At 60.4% G+C, this 18281-nt stretch carries 17 protein-coding genes; 3 read left to right on the forward strand and 14 right to left on the reverse strand.

All coding sequences use genetic code 11. The features are described from left to right. Window positions 1–71: 71 nt before the first annotated feature. The 6 genes from acpP to QYQ93_RS22000 all read right to left on the reverse strand — a co-directional run bounded on the left by acpP (window position 72) and on the right by QYQ93_RS22000 (window position 4087). Complete coding sequence (gene acpP, locus QYQ93_RS21975; RefSeq protein WP_003175607.1) at window positions 72–308, reverse strand: acyl carrier protein; 237 nt, start codon at window positions 306–308, stop codon at window positions 72–74. A 191-nt stretch (window positions 309–499) separates the two neighbouring features. Further along, window positions 500–1243 carry a 3-oxoacyl-ACP reductase FabG gene (gene fabG / locus QYQ93_RS21980; RefSeq protein WP_003189275.1) on the reverse strand — a complete coding sequence of 248 codons (744 nt, stop codon included), beginning with the start codon at window positions 1241–1243 and terminating at the stop codon, window positions 500–502. Window positions 1244–1267: 24 nt separating this feature from the next. Beyond that, on the reverse strand, window positions 1268–2206 hold the full coding sequence (fabD, locus tag QYQ93_RS21985) for an ACP S-malonyltransferase (RefSeq protein ID WP_338475469.1): 939 nt from the start codon (window positions 2204–2206) through the stop codon (window positions 1268–1270). Between the two features lie 139 nt (window positions 2207–2345). Continuing rightward, a complete protein-coding gene (gene plsX / locus QYQ93_RS21990) occupies window positions 2346–3356 on the reverse strand; it encodes a phosphate acyltransferase PlsX (protein ID WP_338475470.1) in 1011 nt (336 codons plus the stop codon). A gap of 4 nt (window positions 3357–3360) precedes the next feature. After that, window positions 3361–3543 (reverse strand): 50S ribosomal protein L32, encoded by a 183-nt coding sequence (gene rpmF, locus QYQ93_RS21995; protein ID WP_003179396.1) that lies wholly within the window; start codon window positions 3541–3543, stop codon window positions 3361–3363. Between the two features lie 13 nt (window positions 3544–3556). Then, entirely contained in the window at window positions 3557–4087 is a 531-nt protein-coding gene (locus QYQ93_RS22000; protein WP_034120803.1) for a YceD family protein, read from the reverse strand. Between the two features lie 105 nt (window positions 4088–4192). Here QYQ93_RS22000 and QYQ93_RS22005 point away from each other — a divergent pair, with 105 nt between their 5' ends. Then, window positions 4193–4771, forward strand: coding sequence for a nucleoside triphosphate pyrophosphatase (locus QYQ93_RS22005; RefSeq protein WP_338475471.1), 579 nt, complete (start codon window positions 4193–4195; stop codon window positions 4769–4771). A 132-nt stretch (window positions 4772–4903) separates the two neighbouring features. On the opposite strand, the gene QYQ93_RS22010 is transcribed toward QYQ93_RS22005, so the two are convergent. The 3 genes from QYQ93_RS22010 to rluC are packed head-to-tail and all read right to left on the reverse strand — an operon-like array spanning window position 4904 to window position 7517. Then, window positions 4904–5887 carry a S49 family peptidase gene (locus tag QYQ93_RS22010; protein ID WP_217883004.1) on the reverse strand — a complete coding sequence of 328 codons (984 nt, stop codon included), beginning with the start codon at window positions 5885–5887 and terminating at the stop codon, window positions 4904–4906. A 21-nt stretch (window positions 5888–5908) separates the two neighbouring features. Next, window positions 5909–6571, reverse strand: a complete 663-nt coding sequence (locus QYQ93_RS22015) for an HAD-IA family hydrolase (RefSeq protein ID WP_338475472.1) — start codon at window positions 6569–6571, stop codon at window positions 5909–5911. Beyond that, on the reverse strand, window positions 6558–7517 hold the full coding sequence (gene rluC / locus QYQ93_RS22020) for a 23S rRNA pseudouridine(955/2504/2580) synthase RluC (protein ID WP_003175615.1): 960 nt from the start codon (window positions 7515–7517) through the stop codon (window positions 6558–6560). Before rluC ends, QYQ93_RS22015 begins: the two co-directional genes overlap by 14 nt. Window positions 7518–8283: 766 nt before the next feature. Between rluC and rne the strand changes: the two genes are divergently transcribed. Next, window positions 8284–11430 carry a ribonuclease E gene (gene rne / locus QYQ93_RS22025; protein WP_338475473.1) on the forward strand — a complete coding sequence of 1049 codons (3147 nt, stop codon included), beginning with the start codon at window positions 8284–8286 and terminating at the stop codon, window positions 11428–11430. A gap of 214 nt (window positions 11431–11644) precedes the next feature. Here rne and QYQ93_RS22030 read toward each other — a convergent pair whose 3' ends face one another. The 3 genes from QYQ93_RS22030 to QYQ93_RS22040 all read right to left on the reverse strand — a co-directional run bounded on the left by QYQ93_RS22030 (window position 11645) and on the right by QYQ93_RS22040 (window position 14691). Continuing rightward, window positions 11645–12232, reverse strand: a complete 588-nt coding sequence (locus QYQ93_RS22030; protein WP_043050097.1) for a nucleotidyltransferase family protein — start codon at window positions 12230–12232, stop codon at window positions 11645–11647. Next, the gene (locus QYQ93_RS22035) at window positions 12229–13215 is read right to left on the reverse strand and encodes an XdhC family protein (protein WP_043050098.1); all 987 of its coding nucleotides are present in this window, start codon (window positions 13213–13215) and stop codon (window positions 12229–12231) included. Before QYQ93_RS22035 ends, QYQ93_RS22030 begins: the two co-directional genes overlap by 4 nt. A 144-nt stretch (window positions 13216–13359) precedes the next feature. Then, window positions 13360–14691 carry a dicarboxylate/amino acid:cation symporter gene (locus QYQ93_RS22040; RefSeq protein ID WP_043050099.1) on the reverse strand — a complete coding sequence of 444 codons (1332 nt, stop codon included), beginning with the start codon at window positions 14689–14691 and terminating at the stop codon, window positions 13360–13362. A gap of 339 nt (window positions 14692–15030) precedes the next feature. On the opposite strand from QYQ93_RS22040, the gene QYQ93_RS22045 reads away from it, so the two are divergent. Beyond that, on the forward strand, window positions 15031–16029 hold the full coding sequence (locus QYQ93_RS22045; RefSeq protein ID WP_338475474.1) for an AraC family transcriptional regulator: 999 nt from the start codon (window positions 15031–15033) through the stop codon (window positions 16027–16029). A 221-nt stretch (window positions 16030–16250) separates the two neighbouring features. On the opposite strand, the gene QYQ93_RS22050 is transcribed toward QYQ93_RS22045, so the two are convergent. Further along, entirely contained in the window at window positions 16251–17597 is a 1347-nt protein-coding gene (locus QYQ93_RS22050; protein ID WP_046069160.1) for an ATP-binding protein, read from the reverse strand. Continuing rightward, window positions 17594–18271, reverse strand: coding sequence for a response regulator (locus QYQ93_RS22055; protein WP_043050102.1), 678 nt, complete (start codon window positions 18269–18271; stop codon window positions 17594–17596). The genes QYQ93_RS22050 and QYQ93_RS22055 overlap by 4 nt, the downstream gene beginning before the upstream one ends. Window positions 18272–18281 lie beyond the last annotated feature (10 nt).

Raw genomic sequence — 18281 nt, forward strand, 5'->3', positions numbered from 1 at the left:
CTTAAAGAAAAAACCGCACGCCGTTACAGCAGTGCGGTTTTTCCCTGACAGCAAGCGACGACTACAAACTATTACGCCTGGTGGCTAGTAACGTAGTCGATGGCAGCTTGAACAGTAGTGATTTTTTCAGCTTCTTCGTCCGGGATTTCGGTCTCGAATTCCTCTTCCAGAGCCATCACCAGCTCAACGGTGTCAAGGGAATCGGCACCCAGGTCTTCTACGAAGGAAGCAGTGTTGACCACTTCTTCTTCCTTAACGCCCAGTTGCTCGGCGACGATTTTCTTGACGCGCTCTTCGATGGTGCTCATACCTTGTTTAACTCCTAATGGACAAATTCAGGCAGCTGGCCAGTGGGTAAGTGTATAGAAAGCCATTTCAGCTTTTCAACTGAAAGCTTCACCCTGTACCCCGCCGACCATCTGCCTATAAATTAAGTTGCAGCTTTATAACGGATTTTAGACAGCTCGTATGACATTTTTTTGAAGCGATCCGTCACAATTTAACTCATGTACATCCCGCCGTTCACCGGGATTGTAGCCCCAGTCACGTATGCCGCACCGTCGGATGCCAGGAAAGTGACCACATTCGCGATCTCTTGGGCCTGGCCCAGACGGCCCAGCGGAATCTGCGTCAGCAAGGCTTCACGCTGTGCTTCCGGCAGTTCGCGGGTCATATCGGTGTCGATGAACCCTGGGGCCACCGAGTTGACCGTAATCGACCGCGAGCCGACTTCACGCGCCAGTGCGCGGCTGAAACCTTCCAGGCCGGCCTTGGCGGAGGCATAGTTTACTTGGCCTGCGTTGCCCATGGCACCCACTACGGAGCCAATATTGATAATTCGGCCCCAACGCGCCTTGGTCATGCCGCGCAAAACGCCCTTGGACAGGCGAAACAGACTGTTCAGGTTGGTATCGACCACGTCGTACCACTCGTCGTCTTTCATGCGCATCATCAGGTTGTCACGGGTGATGCCGGCGTTGTTCACCAAAATTGCCGGCGCGCCGAACTGTGCGGTGATCTGGGCCAATACGGCAGCCACGGACTCATCGCTGGTCACATTCAGCTCAAGGCCGGTGCCCTGCACGCCATTTTCCTTCAAGGTCGCGGCGATACGCTCGGCGCCCGAGGCGGAAGTGGCGGTGCCGATCACAACGGCGCCCTGACGACCCAGTTCCAGGGCGATCGCCTGGCCAATGCCACGGCTTGCGCCAGTAACCAGTGCAACTTTACCTTGCAGACTCATGCAGGCTTCTCCTAATTTCGCAATTCAGGCCAGTGCCGCGCGGGCGGCAGCGAAGGCTTCAGGGGTGTTGAGGTTGGCGGTCGACACACCGTCGGCGCAACGCTTGTTCAGGCCCGCCAGGACTTTGCCCGGGCCGCACTCGACCAGTTCGGTAGCGCCGTTGGCGGCCAGGGTCTGGACCGATTCAACCCAGCGCACTGGCTTGTAGAGTTGCTCCAGCAGGTCGCGCTTGAGGGTCTCAAGGTCGGGTGCAACCGCGGCACTGACGTTTTGCACCAACGGGATCTGGGGCGCCTGCCAGTCGATGGCCGCGATGGACTCGGCAAAACGCTCGGCAGCCGGGCGCATCAGCTCACAGTGAGACGGCACGCTCACCGGCAATGGCAGCGCACGCTTGGCACCAAGGGCCTTGCAGCCTTCGATGGCACGCTCCACAGCCGCCTTGGCGCCAGCGATCACCACCTGGCCTGGGGAGTTGAAGTTCACCGCGCTGACCACCTCGCCCTGGGCCGCTTCGGCGCAGGCAGCAATCACGTCAGCATCTTCCAGGCCCAGGATAGCGGCCATGCCGCCCTGCCCGGCAGGTACGGCCTCCTGCATCAACTGGCCTCGACGCTCCACCAGCTTGACCGCTTCACCGAGGGTGAGGCTGCCTGCTGCAACCAGAGCACTGTATTCGCCCAGGCTGTGACCGGCGACGAATGCCGGACGCGCGCCGCCTTCTGCCAGCCACAAGCGCCACAGGGCGATCGAAGCGGTCAGGATGGCCGGCTGGGTTTTATCGGTTTGGTTGAGCAGCTCTTGCGGCCCTTGCTGGGTCAGCGCCCACAGGTCGTAACCCAGGGCGTCGGAAGCTTCCTTGAAGGTATCCAGGATCAGCGGATATTGCGCGCCCAACTCGGCCAACATGCCGAGGGACTGCGAACCCTGCCCTGGAAAGACGAATGCGAGGGATGTAGACATGTAACAAGCCCCTAAATGATCGGGTCGTCGAAAATAGTCGCTCCCGATCTTAAAATGAATGGAGGGAGCACCGAAACTGACAGATTGGATGGTCAATTGAACTGGCCGGTCACATTTAAGCACTCCCGGGCCAATTCGCCTAAGGCAACAGATCCTCAAGACGGCCGTGCAAGCGTTGCGGCAGGTTTTCCTGGATCTCGATCAAGGCCCGCGCAATCGCGCTTTGGAAGCCCTCGACACCTGCCGAGCCATGGCTTTTCACCACAATGCCCTGCAACCCCAGGAAGCTCGCGCCATTATGCCGAGCCGGCGCCAGATCAGCCTGCAGGCGGCGCATCAACGGCAGCGCCAAGGCACCCACCATGCGCGACGCCAGGTTGCGCTTGAACAATACCTCGATACGCGAGGCAATCATGGTCGCCAGGCCTTCGCTGGACTTAAGCAGTATATTGCCGACAAAACCGTCACACACCACCACATCGGCCTCGCCACGGTACAAGCCGTCACCTTCGACAAAGCCGATATAGTTCAAGCCCCGCGCACTTTGCAACAAGGTGGCGGCAAGCTTGACCTGCTGATTGCCCTTGATGTCCTCGGTGCCGATATTCAGCAGGGCCACCCGCGGACGGGCCACGCCCAGCGCTTCGGCGGCCACTGAGCCCATCACGGCAAACTGCAACAAGTGCTCGGCACTGCAATCGACATTGGCGCCCAGGTCCAGCAGTTGGCAATAGCCTTTCTGCGTCGGGATCGCCGCGACCATCGCCGGCCGGTCAATACCGGGCAAGGTTTTGAGCACATGCCGCGACAAGGCCATCAACGCCCCCGTATTGCCGGCACTGACACAGGCTTGCGCCTTACCATCACGCAGCAGCTCCAGAGCCACTCGCATTGAAGAATCGGGTTTGCCGCGCAGGGCGGCCGCCGGCTTTTCATCCATGCTGATGGCTTCACTGGCCGGCGTAATCGTCAGGCGCGCGCGATCCACCGCCGGATGGCTGGCAATCAGTTCTTCAAGAAGAGAGGGTTGACCGACGAGGGTCAGGTGCAGCGAGGGCGTTGCAGACAGGCTGGCAATGCAGGCCTGAACAATGCTGCGGGGACCGAAGTCCCCGCCCATTGCGTCAATCGCGATGACTTGAGCAGACAAGTGATTACTCGTCAGCGCCCTTGTCGATCACTTTACGGCCACGGTATACGCCTTCTGGCGATACGTGGTGACGCAGGTGAACTTCACCAGTGGTCTTTTCCACAGACAGGGTGCTAGCCTCGAGAGCGTCGTGCGAACGGCGCATGTCACGGGCGGAGCGGGATTTTTTGTTCTGCTGAACAGCCATAATTGATTAACTCCTAAACGTTTGGGTCACGCTTTAACTGCGCCAATACACTGAACGGGTTGGACCGCGTTACCTCGTCCTCGCTCGGCTCGGCCTCGTCATCGAGACCCTCCGGCTGCTGGCATTCTTCCGGATGATGAGCAGGCACAATGGGCAAGGCGAGCAGAAGCTCCTCCTCGATCAGTGCATGCAGATCCAATGGATCTTCGCCCAGTTCCAGCACGTCATAACCTTTCGGCAACGACTGGGTATTCGCACCCTCTTTCACCACAGCATAACTGCATTCGCTGTGGATCGGCAGGGTGACCAGCTCAAGACAACGCTGGCAAACCATTTTGACTTCGGTGTCGATAATGCTGTGGATTACCACAGACTTACGTTCATCTCGTTCAAAAACGAATTTAGCCTGCACCGTACCGACAGTGTCGGAAAGCGGGTCGCAGAGTCTCTCCAAATCGGCCAGCAGCACTTCACCTTGAAGGGTGGTGCCACGATCAGCCAATTTGCGCGGGTCAACGTGAGGTGGAATCGGGTCATTCAACATAGGCGCAGCATTATAGGGATGCACCCGGCCATGTCAAAGGAAATTCAGCCCTGTGCGTCAGCCGGTCACGTCGCTAGAATCGGCGACTGCCTTGAGGAGACGTATATGCTGCCTTTATTACTCGCGTCCAGCTCGGTTTATCGCCGGGAATTACTGAGCCGCCTGCACCTGCCATTCACCTGCAGCTCACCGGATATCGACGAAAGCCACCACATGGATGAATCGGCCACCGAGCTGGTCAAGCGCCTGGCCGAACAAAAGGCCCGCGCCCTTGCCGCCAGCCATCCAGGGCATTTGATCATAGGCTCCGATCAGGTGGCAGCACTGGAAGGCCGGATCATCGGCAAACCCCACACCTTTGAAAACGCCCGCGAGCAATTGTTGGCGGCCAGCGGCAAACGGGTGATCTTTCTTACCGGGTTGGCAGTGCTTAACAGTGAGACGGGGCGCTGCCAGGTCGACTGCGTACCTTTTACCGTGCACATGCGCGAGTTGGATGCAGAGCGTATTGAGCGCTACCTGCGGATCGAGCAACCCTACGACTGCGCGGGCAGCTTCAAGGCCGAGGGATTGGGCGTGAGCTTGTTCCAGGGCACCGAAGGACCGGATGCGACCAGCCTTGTCGGGCTGCCGCTGATTCGGCTGGTGGATATGCTGCTCGCCGAGGGCGTGCAAATCCCTTAAATACATCACCAACCAAATGTGGGAGGGGGCTTGCTCCCGATCGCGGTGTGTCTGCCATAGATAACTTGGCTGATCCACCGCGATCGGGAGCAAGCCCCCTCCCACATTTTGATCTACAGCAGGCTTGGGGTATCAGCGTAGCGTCGGGCCTTGGAAGCCCATGTACAGCGCAAGCTTCTCAGCCACACTGGCACCAAGCTTCTTGGAGAAACGATCAAACGGCGATTCCTCAACCGTGAAATCCACCAACTCCTTCTCACCAACCACATCCCGCGCCACCGAACTGGCACTGCCCAGGCCATCGATCAAGCCCAGCGGCAATGCCTGCTCGCCCGACCACACCAGCCCGGAGAACAGCTCCGGATGGTCTTTATCCTTCAATCGATCCCCACGCCCCTGCTTCACGCTGGCAATGAACTGGCGATGAGTGGTGTCGAGCACGCCCTGCCAAAACTGGGTCTCATCAGCCTTTTGCGGCTGGAACGGATCCAGGAATGCCTTGTGCTCGCCGGAGGTGTAGATGCGCCGCTCCACCCCCAGCTTCTCCATAGTGCCGACAAACCCGTAACCGGCTGCCGTCACGCCAATGGAGCCCACCAGGCTGGCCTTATCGGCATAGATCTGGTCGGCGGCACTGGCGATGTAATAGGCCCCCGAGGCACCCAGGTCGGAAATCACCGCATAGAGCTTGGTATCCGGATGCAATGCACGCAGGCGACGAATCTCGTCATAGACATAGCCGGACTGCACAGGGCTGCCGCCCGGGCTGTTAATGCGCAGGATCACGCCCTTGACCTTGGAGTCTTCGAAAGCGGCGCGCAGACTGGTGACGATATTGTCGGCGCTGGCGGGCTCCTTGTCGGCAATCACTCCGCGCACTTCGATCAAGGCAGTGTAGTGACTGCCGCGGGTGGCGCTTTTTTCCATGTCCATCAGCGGGCTGAACAGCGCCAGCATGCCGAGCAGGTAAACAAAGGTCAGCAACTTGAAGAAAATCCCCCAGCGCCGCGAACGACGCTGTTCCTGGACGCTGGCCAGGAGGGTCTTCTCCAGCAGCTTCCAGCTTTTATCATCACTGCTCTCGGCCTTTTCGGGCGCTTTCCACTCGTCACTCATGCCATTAACCCCAGCAAAAACTCATTGGGCCCGGCTAAGCCAGACCTGCAATTCAGAAAAATGATCAATCGTCAGCCTCGGCTCGTATTGCTGCAACGCCTCGGCAGCCTGGGCGCCATAACTGACCGCCACGCTGTCCATGCCGGCATTGCGCGCCATCATCAGGTCGAAGGACGCGTCACCCACCATCAATGCCTGGCCTGGCGACACTCCGCAATGATCCAGGATCTGCTCCAGCATCAGAGGATGAGGTTTGCTGGCGGTTTCATCCGCAGCGCGAGTGATGTCGAAATAATCCTCGAAACCATGGGCCTTGAGCACACGGTCCAAACCACGGCGAGCCTTACCGGTAGCAACAGCCAAGTGATAGCCCTCGGCACGAAACGCCGCCAAGGATTGCCTTACGCCGTCAAACAGCGGCGACGGCTCGGCTTCCAGAGCGATGTAGTGATCGGCATAGTGCTGCCGGAACGCTATCAGTTCCTGGTCACCGATCTGCGGGTACAGGGTGCGGATGGCCTCAGGCAAGCCCAGGCCGATGATGCCTTTAACCGCCAGGTCGCTGCATAGCTCATAGCCTGAACGGGTTGACGCCATGTGCATCGACTCGACAATCCGACCAATGGAATCGGCCAGCGTCCCATCCCAATCGAAGATCAGCAGCTTGTAGTCAAGGTGCGACACTCAAACGCTCCACGGTCTTGGCCCACATCTCATCGACCGGCGCCTGCAATTTCAGCTCGCCGCCATCGGGCAGCGGCACCGTAAGCATATAGGCGTGCAGGAACAGGCGCTTACCGCCCAGGTCGCGGATTTCCTTGGAGAACCCCTCGTCGCCGTACTTGGTATCGCCAGCAATGCAGTGGCCCGCATGCAGGGTATGCACACGAATCTGGTGGGTGCGGCCAGTGACCGGCTTGGCCTCGACCATGGTGGCAAAGTCACCGAAACGGCGAAGCACCTTGAACAGGGTCAGGGCTTCCTTACCCTCCTCGTCCACCTCGACCATACGCTCGCCGGAGCGCAGGTTACTTTTCTGCAGCGGCGCACGCACGCTCTTGATCGAGCTGGCCCAGTTACCACGCACCAACGCCATGTAGCGCTTGTCCACGCCATCGCCACGCAGGGCAGTGTGCAGATGGCGCAACATGCTGCGCTTCTTGGCAATCATCAACAGGCCGGAGGTGTCACGGTCCAGGCGATGGACCAGTTCCAGCTCCTTGGCATCCGGGCGCAACTGGCGAAAGGCTTCGATCACGCCGAAATTCAGACCACTGCCGCCATGAACTGCAATGCCGCAGGGCTTGTTGATCACGATCAGCTTGTTGTCTTCGAAGACAATCGAGGCCTCCAGGCGCTGCAACAGGCCCTGGGCCAATGGCACAGGCTCGTCGCGCTCAGGCACGCGCACAGGCGGCACACGAACAATATCGCCCGCCTGCAACTTGTACTCAGGCTTGATCCGACCCTTGTTCACGCGCACTTCGCCCTTACGCAAAATGCGGTAGATCAAGGTCTTGGGCACGCCTTTGAGCCGGGCCAGGAGAAAATTGTCGATGCGTTGGCCGGCATATTCCGGCGAGACCTCAAGCAGCTGGACGCTGGGGGTCGGGGGGGCGGTAGTCGTCATGCCGGCGATGATAACAATTTTTTATGGAATTGAAGCACTTAATCATTGCTGCTATAGTCGCGAACGCCGCCAAAAGCGGCCTGGACAGAGGACATGCGGCAAATTGCCGGCCCTGACCATCGCAATTCATCAGGACGCGAGGCCGTCCTACGGGGCTTTCGCCACCTTGGAAGGCTCAAGATTGTAACAAGCGCAGGTGACATGAGGCCTGAAGCGAGTGCAGAAAGCAGAGTGAATACTCGCATTCTGCGCCGATATTTACGGCCAGTTCACAAAGTGCAGTCAGTCTTGAACCAGACCACGGCGAATACTTCGGAAACAACGCCTGTTAAGAGCTGAGTGAGAGCGCAACCGCCCACACCTAGTCTTGTTTAGCCATGAGCGTGGACTCCCCATTGGAGAACACGGTAAATGCCAACCCGCTGCGGATTCTGCGCGCGGCAGCACCCGAATTATCAGGGATACGTGTAGGGTGGAGATGCACAACCGTCGGACTGTGTAGCACTAGGCTTATTTTAGACGCTTCATCTCGTCCACAGTCGCCGGTTGATTCCTCCTCCTGACCTTAGCTTTTGTTGAAGTGGTGCCTTTGTCACCACCGCTAACGAGCAGGACGCGTCCGTCGCGATACCGGCCCAATTGGCAGGTTTTGCTGGACACTGGAGTGGCCAACCACTCTTGACGCACCTGACACCGACCGTGAGAAGTCGTGTGTGCCGAACGCCGTTTCCGGCAGCCCGGAAACCGACGGTACAACATGAAAAGAATGCTGATTAACGCAACTCAACCCGAAGAGTTGCGTGTTGCACTGGTAGATGGCCAACGCCTCTACGACCTGGACATTGAATCCGGTGCACGCGAGCAAAAGAAGGCCAACATCTATAAAGGCCGTATTACTCGCATCGAACCAAGCCTTGAGGCTGCCTTTGTCGATTTCGGCTCCGAGCGCCACGGCTTCCTGCCCCTCAAAGAAATCTCCCGCGAATACTTCAAGAAAGCCCCCGAAGGCCGCGTGAATATCAAGGACGTCCTGAGCGAAGGCCAGGAAGTCATCGTGCAGGTCGAGAAAGAAGAACGTGGCAACAAGGGCGCCGCCCTGACTACCTTCATCAGCCTCGCCGGCCGCTACCTCGTGCTGATGCCGAACAACCCACGTGCCGGCGGCATTTCCCGTCGTATCGAAGGCGAAGAGCGCAATGAACTGCGTGAAGCGCTGAACGGCCTGGTCGCACCGGCCGACATGGGCCTGATCGTTCGCACTGCAGGCCTGGGCCGCAGCAGCGAAGAAATGCAGTGGGACCTCGACTACCTGCTGCAACTGTGGACCGCCATTAAAGAAGCGTCCCTGGATCGTTCCGCGCCATTCCTGATCTACCAGGAAAGCAACGTGATCATCCGCGCCATCCGCGACTACCTGCGCCAGGACATCGGCGAAGTGCTGATCGACAGCGTTGAAGCCCAGGACGAAGCCCTGACCTTCATCCGCCAGGTGATGCCGCAGTACGCCAGCAAGATCAAGCTGTACGAAGACAGCGTACCGCTGTTCAACCGTTTCCAGATCGAAAGCCAGATCGAGACCGCCTTCCAGCGCGTGGTCGAACTGCCTTCCGGCGGCTCCATCGTCATCGACCCGACCGAAGCCCTGGTGTCCATCGACATCAACTCGGCGCGCGCCACCAAAGGCAGCGACATCGAAGAAACCGCCCTGCAGACCAACCTGGAAGCGGCTGAAGAAATCGCCCGCCAACTGCGCCTGCGTGACATCGGCGGCCTGATCGTGATCGACTTCATCGACATGACCCCTGCCAAGAACCAGCGCGCCGTGGAAGAAAAAGTCCGCGAGTGTCTGGAAGCTGACCGTGCCCGCGTACAAGTGGGCCGTATCTCGCGCTTCGGCCTGCTGGAAATGTCCCGCCAGCGCCTGCGTCCATCCCTGGGCGAGAGCAGCGGCATCGTCTGCCCGCGTTGCAACGGCACCGGCATTATCCGTGACGTTGAATCGCTGTCCCTGGCGATCCTGCGCCTGATCGAAGAAGAAGCCCTGAAAGACCGCACCGCCGAAGTCCGCGCGCAAGTGCCGATTCCGGTTGCCGCCTTCCTGCTTAACGAAAAACGCAACTCGATCACCAAGATCGAACTGCGCACCCGTGCCCGTATCGTCATCCTGCCGAACGATCACCTCGAGACGCCGCACTTCGAAGTCCAGCGCCTGCGTGACGATAGCCCGGAAGCCCATAGCGGCCAGTCGAGCTATGAAATTGCTGCTGCCGCTGCCGAAGTGGAAGAAGTCCAGCCAGCGGCTGCGACCCGCACCCTGGTCCGCCAGGAAGCCGCCGTGAAGACCGCGCCGGCCCGTGCCAACGCACCGATGCCGACCGAAGCCGCTGCTCCGGTTGCCGCCCCGGCCGCCCTGCCTGAGCCAAGCCTGTTCAAGGGCCTGGTGAAATCGCTGGTCAGCCTGTTCGCCACCAAAGAAGAGCCTGCTGCCCCGGTCGTGGTCGAAAAGCCTGCCACCGAGCGCCCGGCGCGCAACGAAGAACGTCGCAACGGTCGCCAGCAGAGCCGTAACCGCAACGGTCGCCGTGACGAAGAGCGCAAGCCGCGTGAAGAACGTGCACCGCGTGAAGAACGCGCGCCACGTGAAGAGCGTGCACCTCGCGAAGCCCGCGAAGACACCCCGGCCGTCGCCCGCGAAGAACGTGCACCGCGTGAAGAGCGCGCACCACGTACCCCACGTGCCCCGCGTGAAGATCGCAAGCCGCGTGGCGAGCGCGAAGAGCGCGTGCGTGAACTGCGTGAGCCGCTGGACGCCGCGCCAGCCATTGCTGCTGCCGCTGCTGCCAGCACCGAAGAACGCCCGGCGCGCCAGCCGCGCGAAGAGCGTGCCCCACGTGAAGAGCGCCAGCCACGCCCACCGCGTGAGGAGCGTCAACCACGCGCTGAGCAAGCCGCTGCCGCCAGCGAAGAAGAAGTACTGACCGGCGAAGAGCAACTGCAGGAAGACGGCCAGGACAACGCCGAAGGCGATCGTCCACGCCGCCGCTCCCGTGGTCAGCGTCGTCGCAGCAACCGTCGCGAGCGTCAACGTGACGCCAACGGCAACGTGATCGAAGGTTCGGAAGAAGCCGGCGAAAATGCCGAAGCCGCCAGCAACGAACCAACGGGCGCCGAACTGGCTGCCGGCTTGGCCGTTACCGCTGCCGTTGCCAGCTCGGTCATCAGCGCACCTGCCGAGGCCCAGGCCCACGAGCAAGCCGAGCGAGCTACCGCTGCTGTCGAGGAAACCGTTGCGGTAGAAGCGCCAGCCGCCGAGACCCCAGTGGTTGAAGCGCCGGCTGTTGAAGCGCCAGTCGTTGAAGCCACTACCCCGATCGAAGCCCCAGTGGCTGCGGAAGTGGAAGTTGCCCCGGTTCGCGACGCACAGCCAGAAACCGAAGTGGTTGCTGTTGAGCCCGCACCGGTTATCGAGCCTGCGCCAGTGGTTGAAGCGGCTGTAGAAGCACCGGCTGCCGAAGAAGCCGCCCCGGTTGTGCGTGAAGTTCGCGAAGAACAGACCGCCTTCCAGTGGACCGCTGAGCCGGCTGCCCCGGTTGAAGCGCCAACGCCTGCCCCTGCGGTAGAAGAAGCGCCGACGCCGGTTGCCGAAGTCGTCGCTGAGCCAACCCCAGTGGTTGAGCCGGCGCCGGTTGTGGAGCCTGCACCCGTGGTTGAAGTTGAAGCCCCAGTGGTTGCCGAAGTGGCCGCCCCTGTAGTTGAAGCTGCACCTGCCAGCGCCCTTACCGAAAACGGCCGTGCGCCGAACGACCCACGTGAAGTGCGTCGTCGCCGCAAGGAAGCCGAAGCAGCGGCTGCAGCGGCTGCCCAGGCGGTAGAGCACAAGGCCGTGGAAGAAGAGCCTAAACCCCTCGTTTGATTCCATCCGCCACTAAAAAGCCCCGCCTGAGCAATCAGGCGGGGCTTTTTTTTTGCAAAAAATTCGAACACACGGCTGTTCAAGTGTGGGAGGGGGCTTGCCCTAATGCCTGTAGGAGCGAGCTTGCTCGCGAAAAACTCACAGGCCCCGCGTTCATTCAGGAAGCACGCTTTATCGTTGACGTTTTTCGCGAGCAAGCTCGCTCCTACAGGTATTAGCGCTCGGCGCTGAACCTCAACCGTTGCGGCACGTCCACATCCCATAGCACCCCAGGATCATCCACCTGCACGCCCCGCACCTGTGCTTGTGCAAACAAAGGCTTCGCGCCACGGTCCCCTGTCAACGCCATCAACGCAGGCCCGAATACACCACCGAAAGCCACCGGATGCCCATACTGCCCGGCATGCACCGGTACAGTGATGTTTTCCGGATCGGCCAGCACACGCTCGATCGTCGCGGATCGAATAAACGGCATATCACCCAGCACAACGAGCCAACCATCCACCGAGGCGCTGGCCGCAACGGCTGCGGCAATGCTGTCACCCATACCGGCCGATTCCAGCAGCAAGACCTTGCAACCGTACGCCTCAGCTAAACGAATCACCTCAAGGCGCTCCGGTGAGGTCACCACCCAGCGCTCAACAAGCGACGCGGGCAGGTTAACCAGTACCTGCTCGATCACCGGCCGGGAAACGCCATCCAGCCCCACGCAAACGGCCAGCAACTTGTCCTGATCGGCACCGGCTTCGGCGCGAAAACGACTGCCCTGCCCCGCTGCCAGCACGATAGCCGTGACAGTCACTGCGCCACCACCGCCAAGGGTTTTTTCTGCACCGCTGCCACGCCGTTCTTGATTGCGACAATTTCCGCCATCAACGACAAAGCGATCTCCGCCGGGGTATGGCTACCGATATGCAAGCCAATCGGCCCGTGCAAACGTGCAATGGCGTCCTCAGACAAGCCCAGGGCTGCGAGATTCTCTCGACGCTTCTGGGTATTGACCCGCGACCCCAGCGCGCCGATGTAGAACGCGGTGGAGTTCAGTGCTGTCAGTAATGCCATGTCATCCAAACGCGGATCGTGGGTCAGGCAGACGATAGCGGTGCGTTCATCGGTTTGGATATTGAGCACCGCCTCGTCGGGCATGCCTGGCACAAATCGACCGTGCTGTTCTTCCCAGCCATAGACGAATTCTTCACGGGGGTCGCAGATCAGCACTTCGAAATCCAGCAAGCGCGCCATTTGCGCGACGTAGCGTGACAACTGCCCGGCACCGATCAACAGCAGGCGCCAACGCGGCCCGTAAATAGCACGCAGACGCTCGCCGTCGAAGCTCACCACATCGGTCTTGCTCGCGGCGCTCAGGGCTACCGCGCCCGTGGTCAGGTCCAATTCACGCGCAACGACCTGGTGGTCTTCACAGCGCGCCAGCAGTTCGGCCACCCAGCCCCAATCATCCACCCGCTCTTCGGTCAGGCGCAGCGTACCGCCGCACGGCAAGCCAAAGCGCGCCGCTTCATCGCGGGTGACGCCGTAGGTGACCAATTGGACGGGGGGCCCATTATCAGCCAACCGCCCGTCCTGCAGGCGGGCGATCAAGTCATCTTCGATGCAGCCACCGGAAACCGAGCCAATCACCACCCCGTCGCCGCGCAAGGCCAGCATCGCCCCAGGAGGGCGCGGCGCACTGCCCCAGGTCTGTACCACGCTGTACAACACCACCCGCTGCCCGGCGCGACGCCACTCAAGGACGCTACGCAGGACATTCAAATCCACACTGTCCATCAAACCTCCTGCCAGCGTTGTTAATGAAATCGTCATTTACTGTAAAGCAAAAGAATCCAGAAGTGGCCGTACACACACGCAAACGCCCCGAACCAGTCGGGGCGTTTGCGGGTGGCCTTGGCGTCAGATCACGCCAGCAGCGACTTACTTGACGACAGGCGCCGGGCCTTCGGCCACACCCAGGTCATCTTCCTCGCGGGTGTCGGAGATACCGGTGCCGCCGGACGCCAGCTCACTTTGCAGCTTGTCGGTGTCCAGCTCCTTGACCCACTTGGCGACAACGATGGTAGCAACGGCGTTACCCACCAGGTTGGTCAGCGCACGGGCTTCGGACATGAAGCGGTCGATACCCAGGATCAGCGCCAGGCCGGCCACCGGCAAGTGGCCTACGGCCGACAGGGTCGCAGCCAGTACGATGAAACCGCTGCCGGTCACGCCCGCCGCGCCTTTGGAAGACAGCAGCAGCACCAGCAGCAGGGTGATCTGGTGGGTGATGTCCATGTGGGTGTCGGTCGCCTGGGCGATGAACACGGCAGCCATGGTCAGGTAGATCGACGTACCGTCGAGGTTGAAGGAGTAGCCGGTTGGGATCACCAGGCCGACCACCGACTTCTTCGCACCCAGGCGCTCCATCTTGATCAGCATGCGTGGCAATGCGGATTCGGAAGACGAGGTACCCAGTACGATCAGCAGTTCTTCACGGATGTAGCGGATCAGCTTCAACACGCTGAAACCGTGGGCGCGGCAGATGGCGCCCAGCACCAGGACCACGAACAGGATGCAGGTGATGTAGAAGCAGATCATCAGCTGGCCCAACTGCACCAGCGAACCCACACCGTAGGCGCCGATGGTGAATGCCATCGCACCCAGGGCGCCGATTGGCGCGAGTTTCATGATCATGTTGATGATGTTGAACATCACGTGGGCGAAGCGATCGATGAAGTCCAGCACCGGCTTGCCGTAGGCGCCCAGACGGTGCAGGGCGAAACCGAAGATCACCGAGAACATCAGCACTTGCAGGATGTCGCCGTTGGCGAAGGCGCCGACGATGGTGTTCGGAATGACGTTGAGGATAAAGCCGACAATGCTCTGGTCTTTACCGGCGGTGACGTACGCCGCCACTTTGGAAGCGTCCAGGGTGGCGACGTCGATGTGCATGCCGGCGCCCGGTTGCACGACGTTGACCACGACCAGGCCGATCAGCAGGGCGATGGTGGAGACGATTTCGAAATACAGCAGCGCATAACCACCGGTCTTGCCCACCGACTTCATGCTTTGCATGCCAGCGATGCCGCTGACCACGGTGCAGAAGATGATCGGGGCGATGACCATTTTGATCAGCTTGATAAAGCCGTCACCCAGTGGCTTGAGGGCCACGCCGGTCTGCGGGTAGAAGTGGCCGAGCAAAATACCGATAACGATTGCGACAATCACCTGGAAATACAGGGATTTGTAGATTGGCTGACGAGTCGTCATTGCAAAGTTCCTCAAACGTCCCGTGGGGCAAATATCCGCCATTGCCCACGACACTTGAATTGCGAACCCTCCTGCACTGGAGGGATTTGTTGTTGGCGAAGCCTGTAGGACAAAGCCTGCGCTGTGATCCTTATCGCAAACGGCGTGCCACTTTGCGCAAATACGCTGAAGGCCTTTAGACATCAGGGCTGGGGGCGTTATTGCCTATCCTGAGTCACGCAGCCAGGTGGCGGATTTCCGCCCACCTACCTAGTCTCGTCCTACAATTTGGCGGATATCCGCCTTGTCGCTTGGCCGGGTGATGGCTACCATCCGCCACTCCATGGACGAGGCCCTTGCATGCGCGAACGTACCATCGCCAGTCACTACGCCCGAGCAGCCCTCGGCGGTGCGCGTCGAGCCGGTTACGACTACTCGGGGTTGTTGCAGCAGGTGGGCATCACCCCTGAACTGCTGAGCGAGCCTCGCGCCCGCATTGCACCGGAGCAATTCACCCGGCTGCTGCAAATGCTCTGGCTGGAGCTGGATGACGAGTACCTGGGGTTCGCCGATGGGCCGAGCAAACGCGGCACCTTCGCCATGATGTGCCACGCCCTGATCCATTGCCGCACGCTGGAGAAGGCTCTGGAACGCGGCTTATTGTTTTATAGCCTCTTCCCGCAGGGCCCGCGCTGGCAACTGACGAAAGAAGGCGATATGGCGCGACTGAGCCTGGACGACTCGCAGCTATGGGACCCGGATCACTTTCTCAGTGAATGCCTGCTGGTGATCTGGCATCGCCTGGGCAGTTGGCTGATCGGCCAGCGAATCCGGCTGCAGCAGGCAACCTTCAGTTACCCCACGCCGGCCCATGCCAGTGAATACGACCTGTTGTTCCCCTGCCCTCACATGTTCGGCGCGCCGAACAGCAGCCTGGTATTTCCCAGCCGCTACCTGAGCCTGCCCCTGTTGCAGGATGAACGCACCCTCAAGCATTTCTTGCAGCGCTCGCCTGCCGACTTATTGTCCCGACCGGATGAAGGCGACAGCCTGAGCAGCCAGTTGCGCCGCTTGCTGAGTCGTGATCGCACGCCCTGGCCAGACCTGGAGGCCGTCGCCCAGCACCTGCACATCAGCCCCCAGACCCTGCGCCGGCACCTGCGCGAAGAAGGCACCAGCTTTCAGGCATTGAAGGATGAGTTACGCCGGGATATTGCCATCTACCATTTGGGACGGGCGGATTTGTCCTTGCAGGAGATTGCCGAGCAGTTGGGGTTCTCCGAACCGTCGGCGTTTCATCGGGCATTCAAGAAGTGGACGGGGTTGACCCCGGGGGCGTATCGCGCGCAGGAAAGTTAAAAGGCGGTGGCCTTGGCTCAGCACGGGTATCTACACAACTTTTGGTATGCCGCTGGACCTGTGGGAGGGGGCTTGCCCCGATGGCGGTGGGTCAGCCCCAGACGTATTGACTGACACACCTTCATCGAGGTGCAAGCCCCCTCCCACATTTGGATCGCAGGGCATCAGTCAGATGGCGGTCGACTATCTGGCGACCATCGCGTAAGCCCAGTCGATAGACATCACAACGCCGGAAAATGGATCCTGAAAGCCGCGCCGCCTAGTGCCGAGTCCCCTAGCGTCAGCCGTGCGTTGTAGCTTTCGATGATGTCCTTGACCACCGCCAGCCCGATGCCCTGCCCTGGGTGCTGGCGATCAAGCCGCTCGCCGCGTTGCAGAATCCGTGCGCGCTGGTCCGGCGGCACACCGGGGCCGTCGTCTTCGATACACAGTTCGATGCCGTCCAGGTTTTCCACCAGGCTGATACGTACTTGTCGCAGGCATAGGCGATAGGCGTTTTCCAGCAAGTTGCCGAGCATTTCGAGCAGGGCACCTTTCTCGATGGGCACGTCGCACTCTTGCGGCAGGTCAAAGGAGACGTTGACGCGCTTGTCGCGGTAAACCTTTTCCAAGGTATCGCACAGACTTTGCAACACAGGCTCCAAACGCACTTGGTGGCGCACCAGGCCGCTCTTACGCAGGCTGGCACGCTGCAATTGATAGCCTATCTGCTGGCTCATGCGCTCGATCTGTGATTGCAGCACCCACGCCTGGCCACGGTCTTCGTGGCGCTGAGCCATGTCCTCACTCACCCCCTGCAAGACCGCCAGTGGGGTTTTCAGGCTATGGGCCAGGTCATCCAGGGAATCGCGGTAGCGTGTGCGTTGCTCGCGTTCGCTGTGCAGCAACCGGTTGAGGGAGCCGGTAAGTCGCAGCAGTTCGCGGGGATGTTCTTCGGAAAGGCTCTCACGGGTGCCACCTTCGATCTGGTCAAGCTCCTGGCTCAAGCGTCGCAAGGCTTGCAAGCCCCAGGTCAGGCCCAGCCACAACAGCGTCAACAGCACGAGCAAAGCGGCGCCGAAGCCGAGGTAGAGGTTCTCGCGCAAGCCTTCGAGGGTCAGTTGATATTCACGCACCGGTTGCAGGGCAACAATGCTGAACGCCGCACTCTTGCCCCCCAGCAGCTTGACCTCGACGTCATACACGAAAAATTCCTGGCCATTGGCCTCGCGGATGCGCGCAAACTCGTTGCCGCGCCCATCGTAGCGCGGCTTGTAGTTGATGTTTTCTTCCCGGGTCGCCCGCGAACGCCATACCAGGTGGCCCTCGCGGTCGTAGATATAGCCAAGCAGACGGCTGTCGGTGAGGTTGAAGCGTTCATCCGGCAACTGCGCCGGCATCAGCAGGCGATTATTTTCGACCCGCGCCGCAGAGATCAGGGTGGTCACGTCCGAAGCCAGGCGCTGCTCAATGGAATCCTGCAGGGCCAGGCTGAAAGCGCCTTGCATGGCGGGCAACAAGCCGAGCATGAACAGCACGGCCAGGGTGGCGGCCGCCAGCATCAGGCGCACACGTAGCGAGCGAATCAACGGCAGCGCTCATTGAACAGGTAACCCAGGCCGCGCACGGTATCGATCGGCTTGAACCCGGTCGGTCCTTCCAGCTTACGACGCAGGCGACCGACCAGCACTTCGATGACGTTCGGGTCGCGCTCGTCGTCATCGGGGTAGAGTTGCTCCATCAAGCGGTCCTTGGCCACCACTTGCTGATGATGGCGCATCAAGTATTCGAGGATCCGATACTCATAGGCGGTCAGCGCCAGCGGCTGTTCATCCAGGGAGGCTTGCTTGCGATTGAGATCCAGCAGCAAGGGCCCGGCAATGATGGTGGACTGGGTAAAACCGCTGGAGCGGCGCAACAACGCGTTCATTCGCGCCTCCAGCTCTTCGAACTGGAACGGCTTGACCACATAGTCGTCGGCACCGGCCGCCAGGCCTTCGACTTTATCCTGCCAGTTGCCGCGGGCGGTCAGGATCAGGATCGGAAAGGTCTTGGCCTGGGTGCGCAGTTGGCGAATCAGGTCCAGGCCGCCCATGCCGGGCAGGCCAAGGTCGATGATCGCCAGGTCATGATTGAATTGGCCTGTCTGGTACAGGGCCTCCTCGGCATTGGCCACGGCTTCGACCACATGCCCGCTGTCGGTCAGGCGGGTAAACAGGTGATGGCGCAGCAGCGCCTCATCTTCCACCACCAGCAATTTCATAAGGCTCTCC

The sequence above is a fragment of the Pseudomonas khavaziana genome (assembly GCF_036704165.1).
Taxonomy (GTDB): domain Bacteria; phylum Pseudomonadota; class Gammaproteobacteria; order Pseudomonadales; family Pseudomonadaceae; genus Aquipseudomonas; species Aquipseudomonas khavaziana.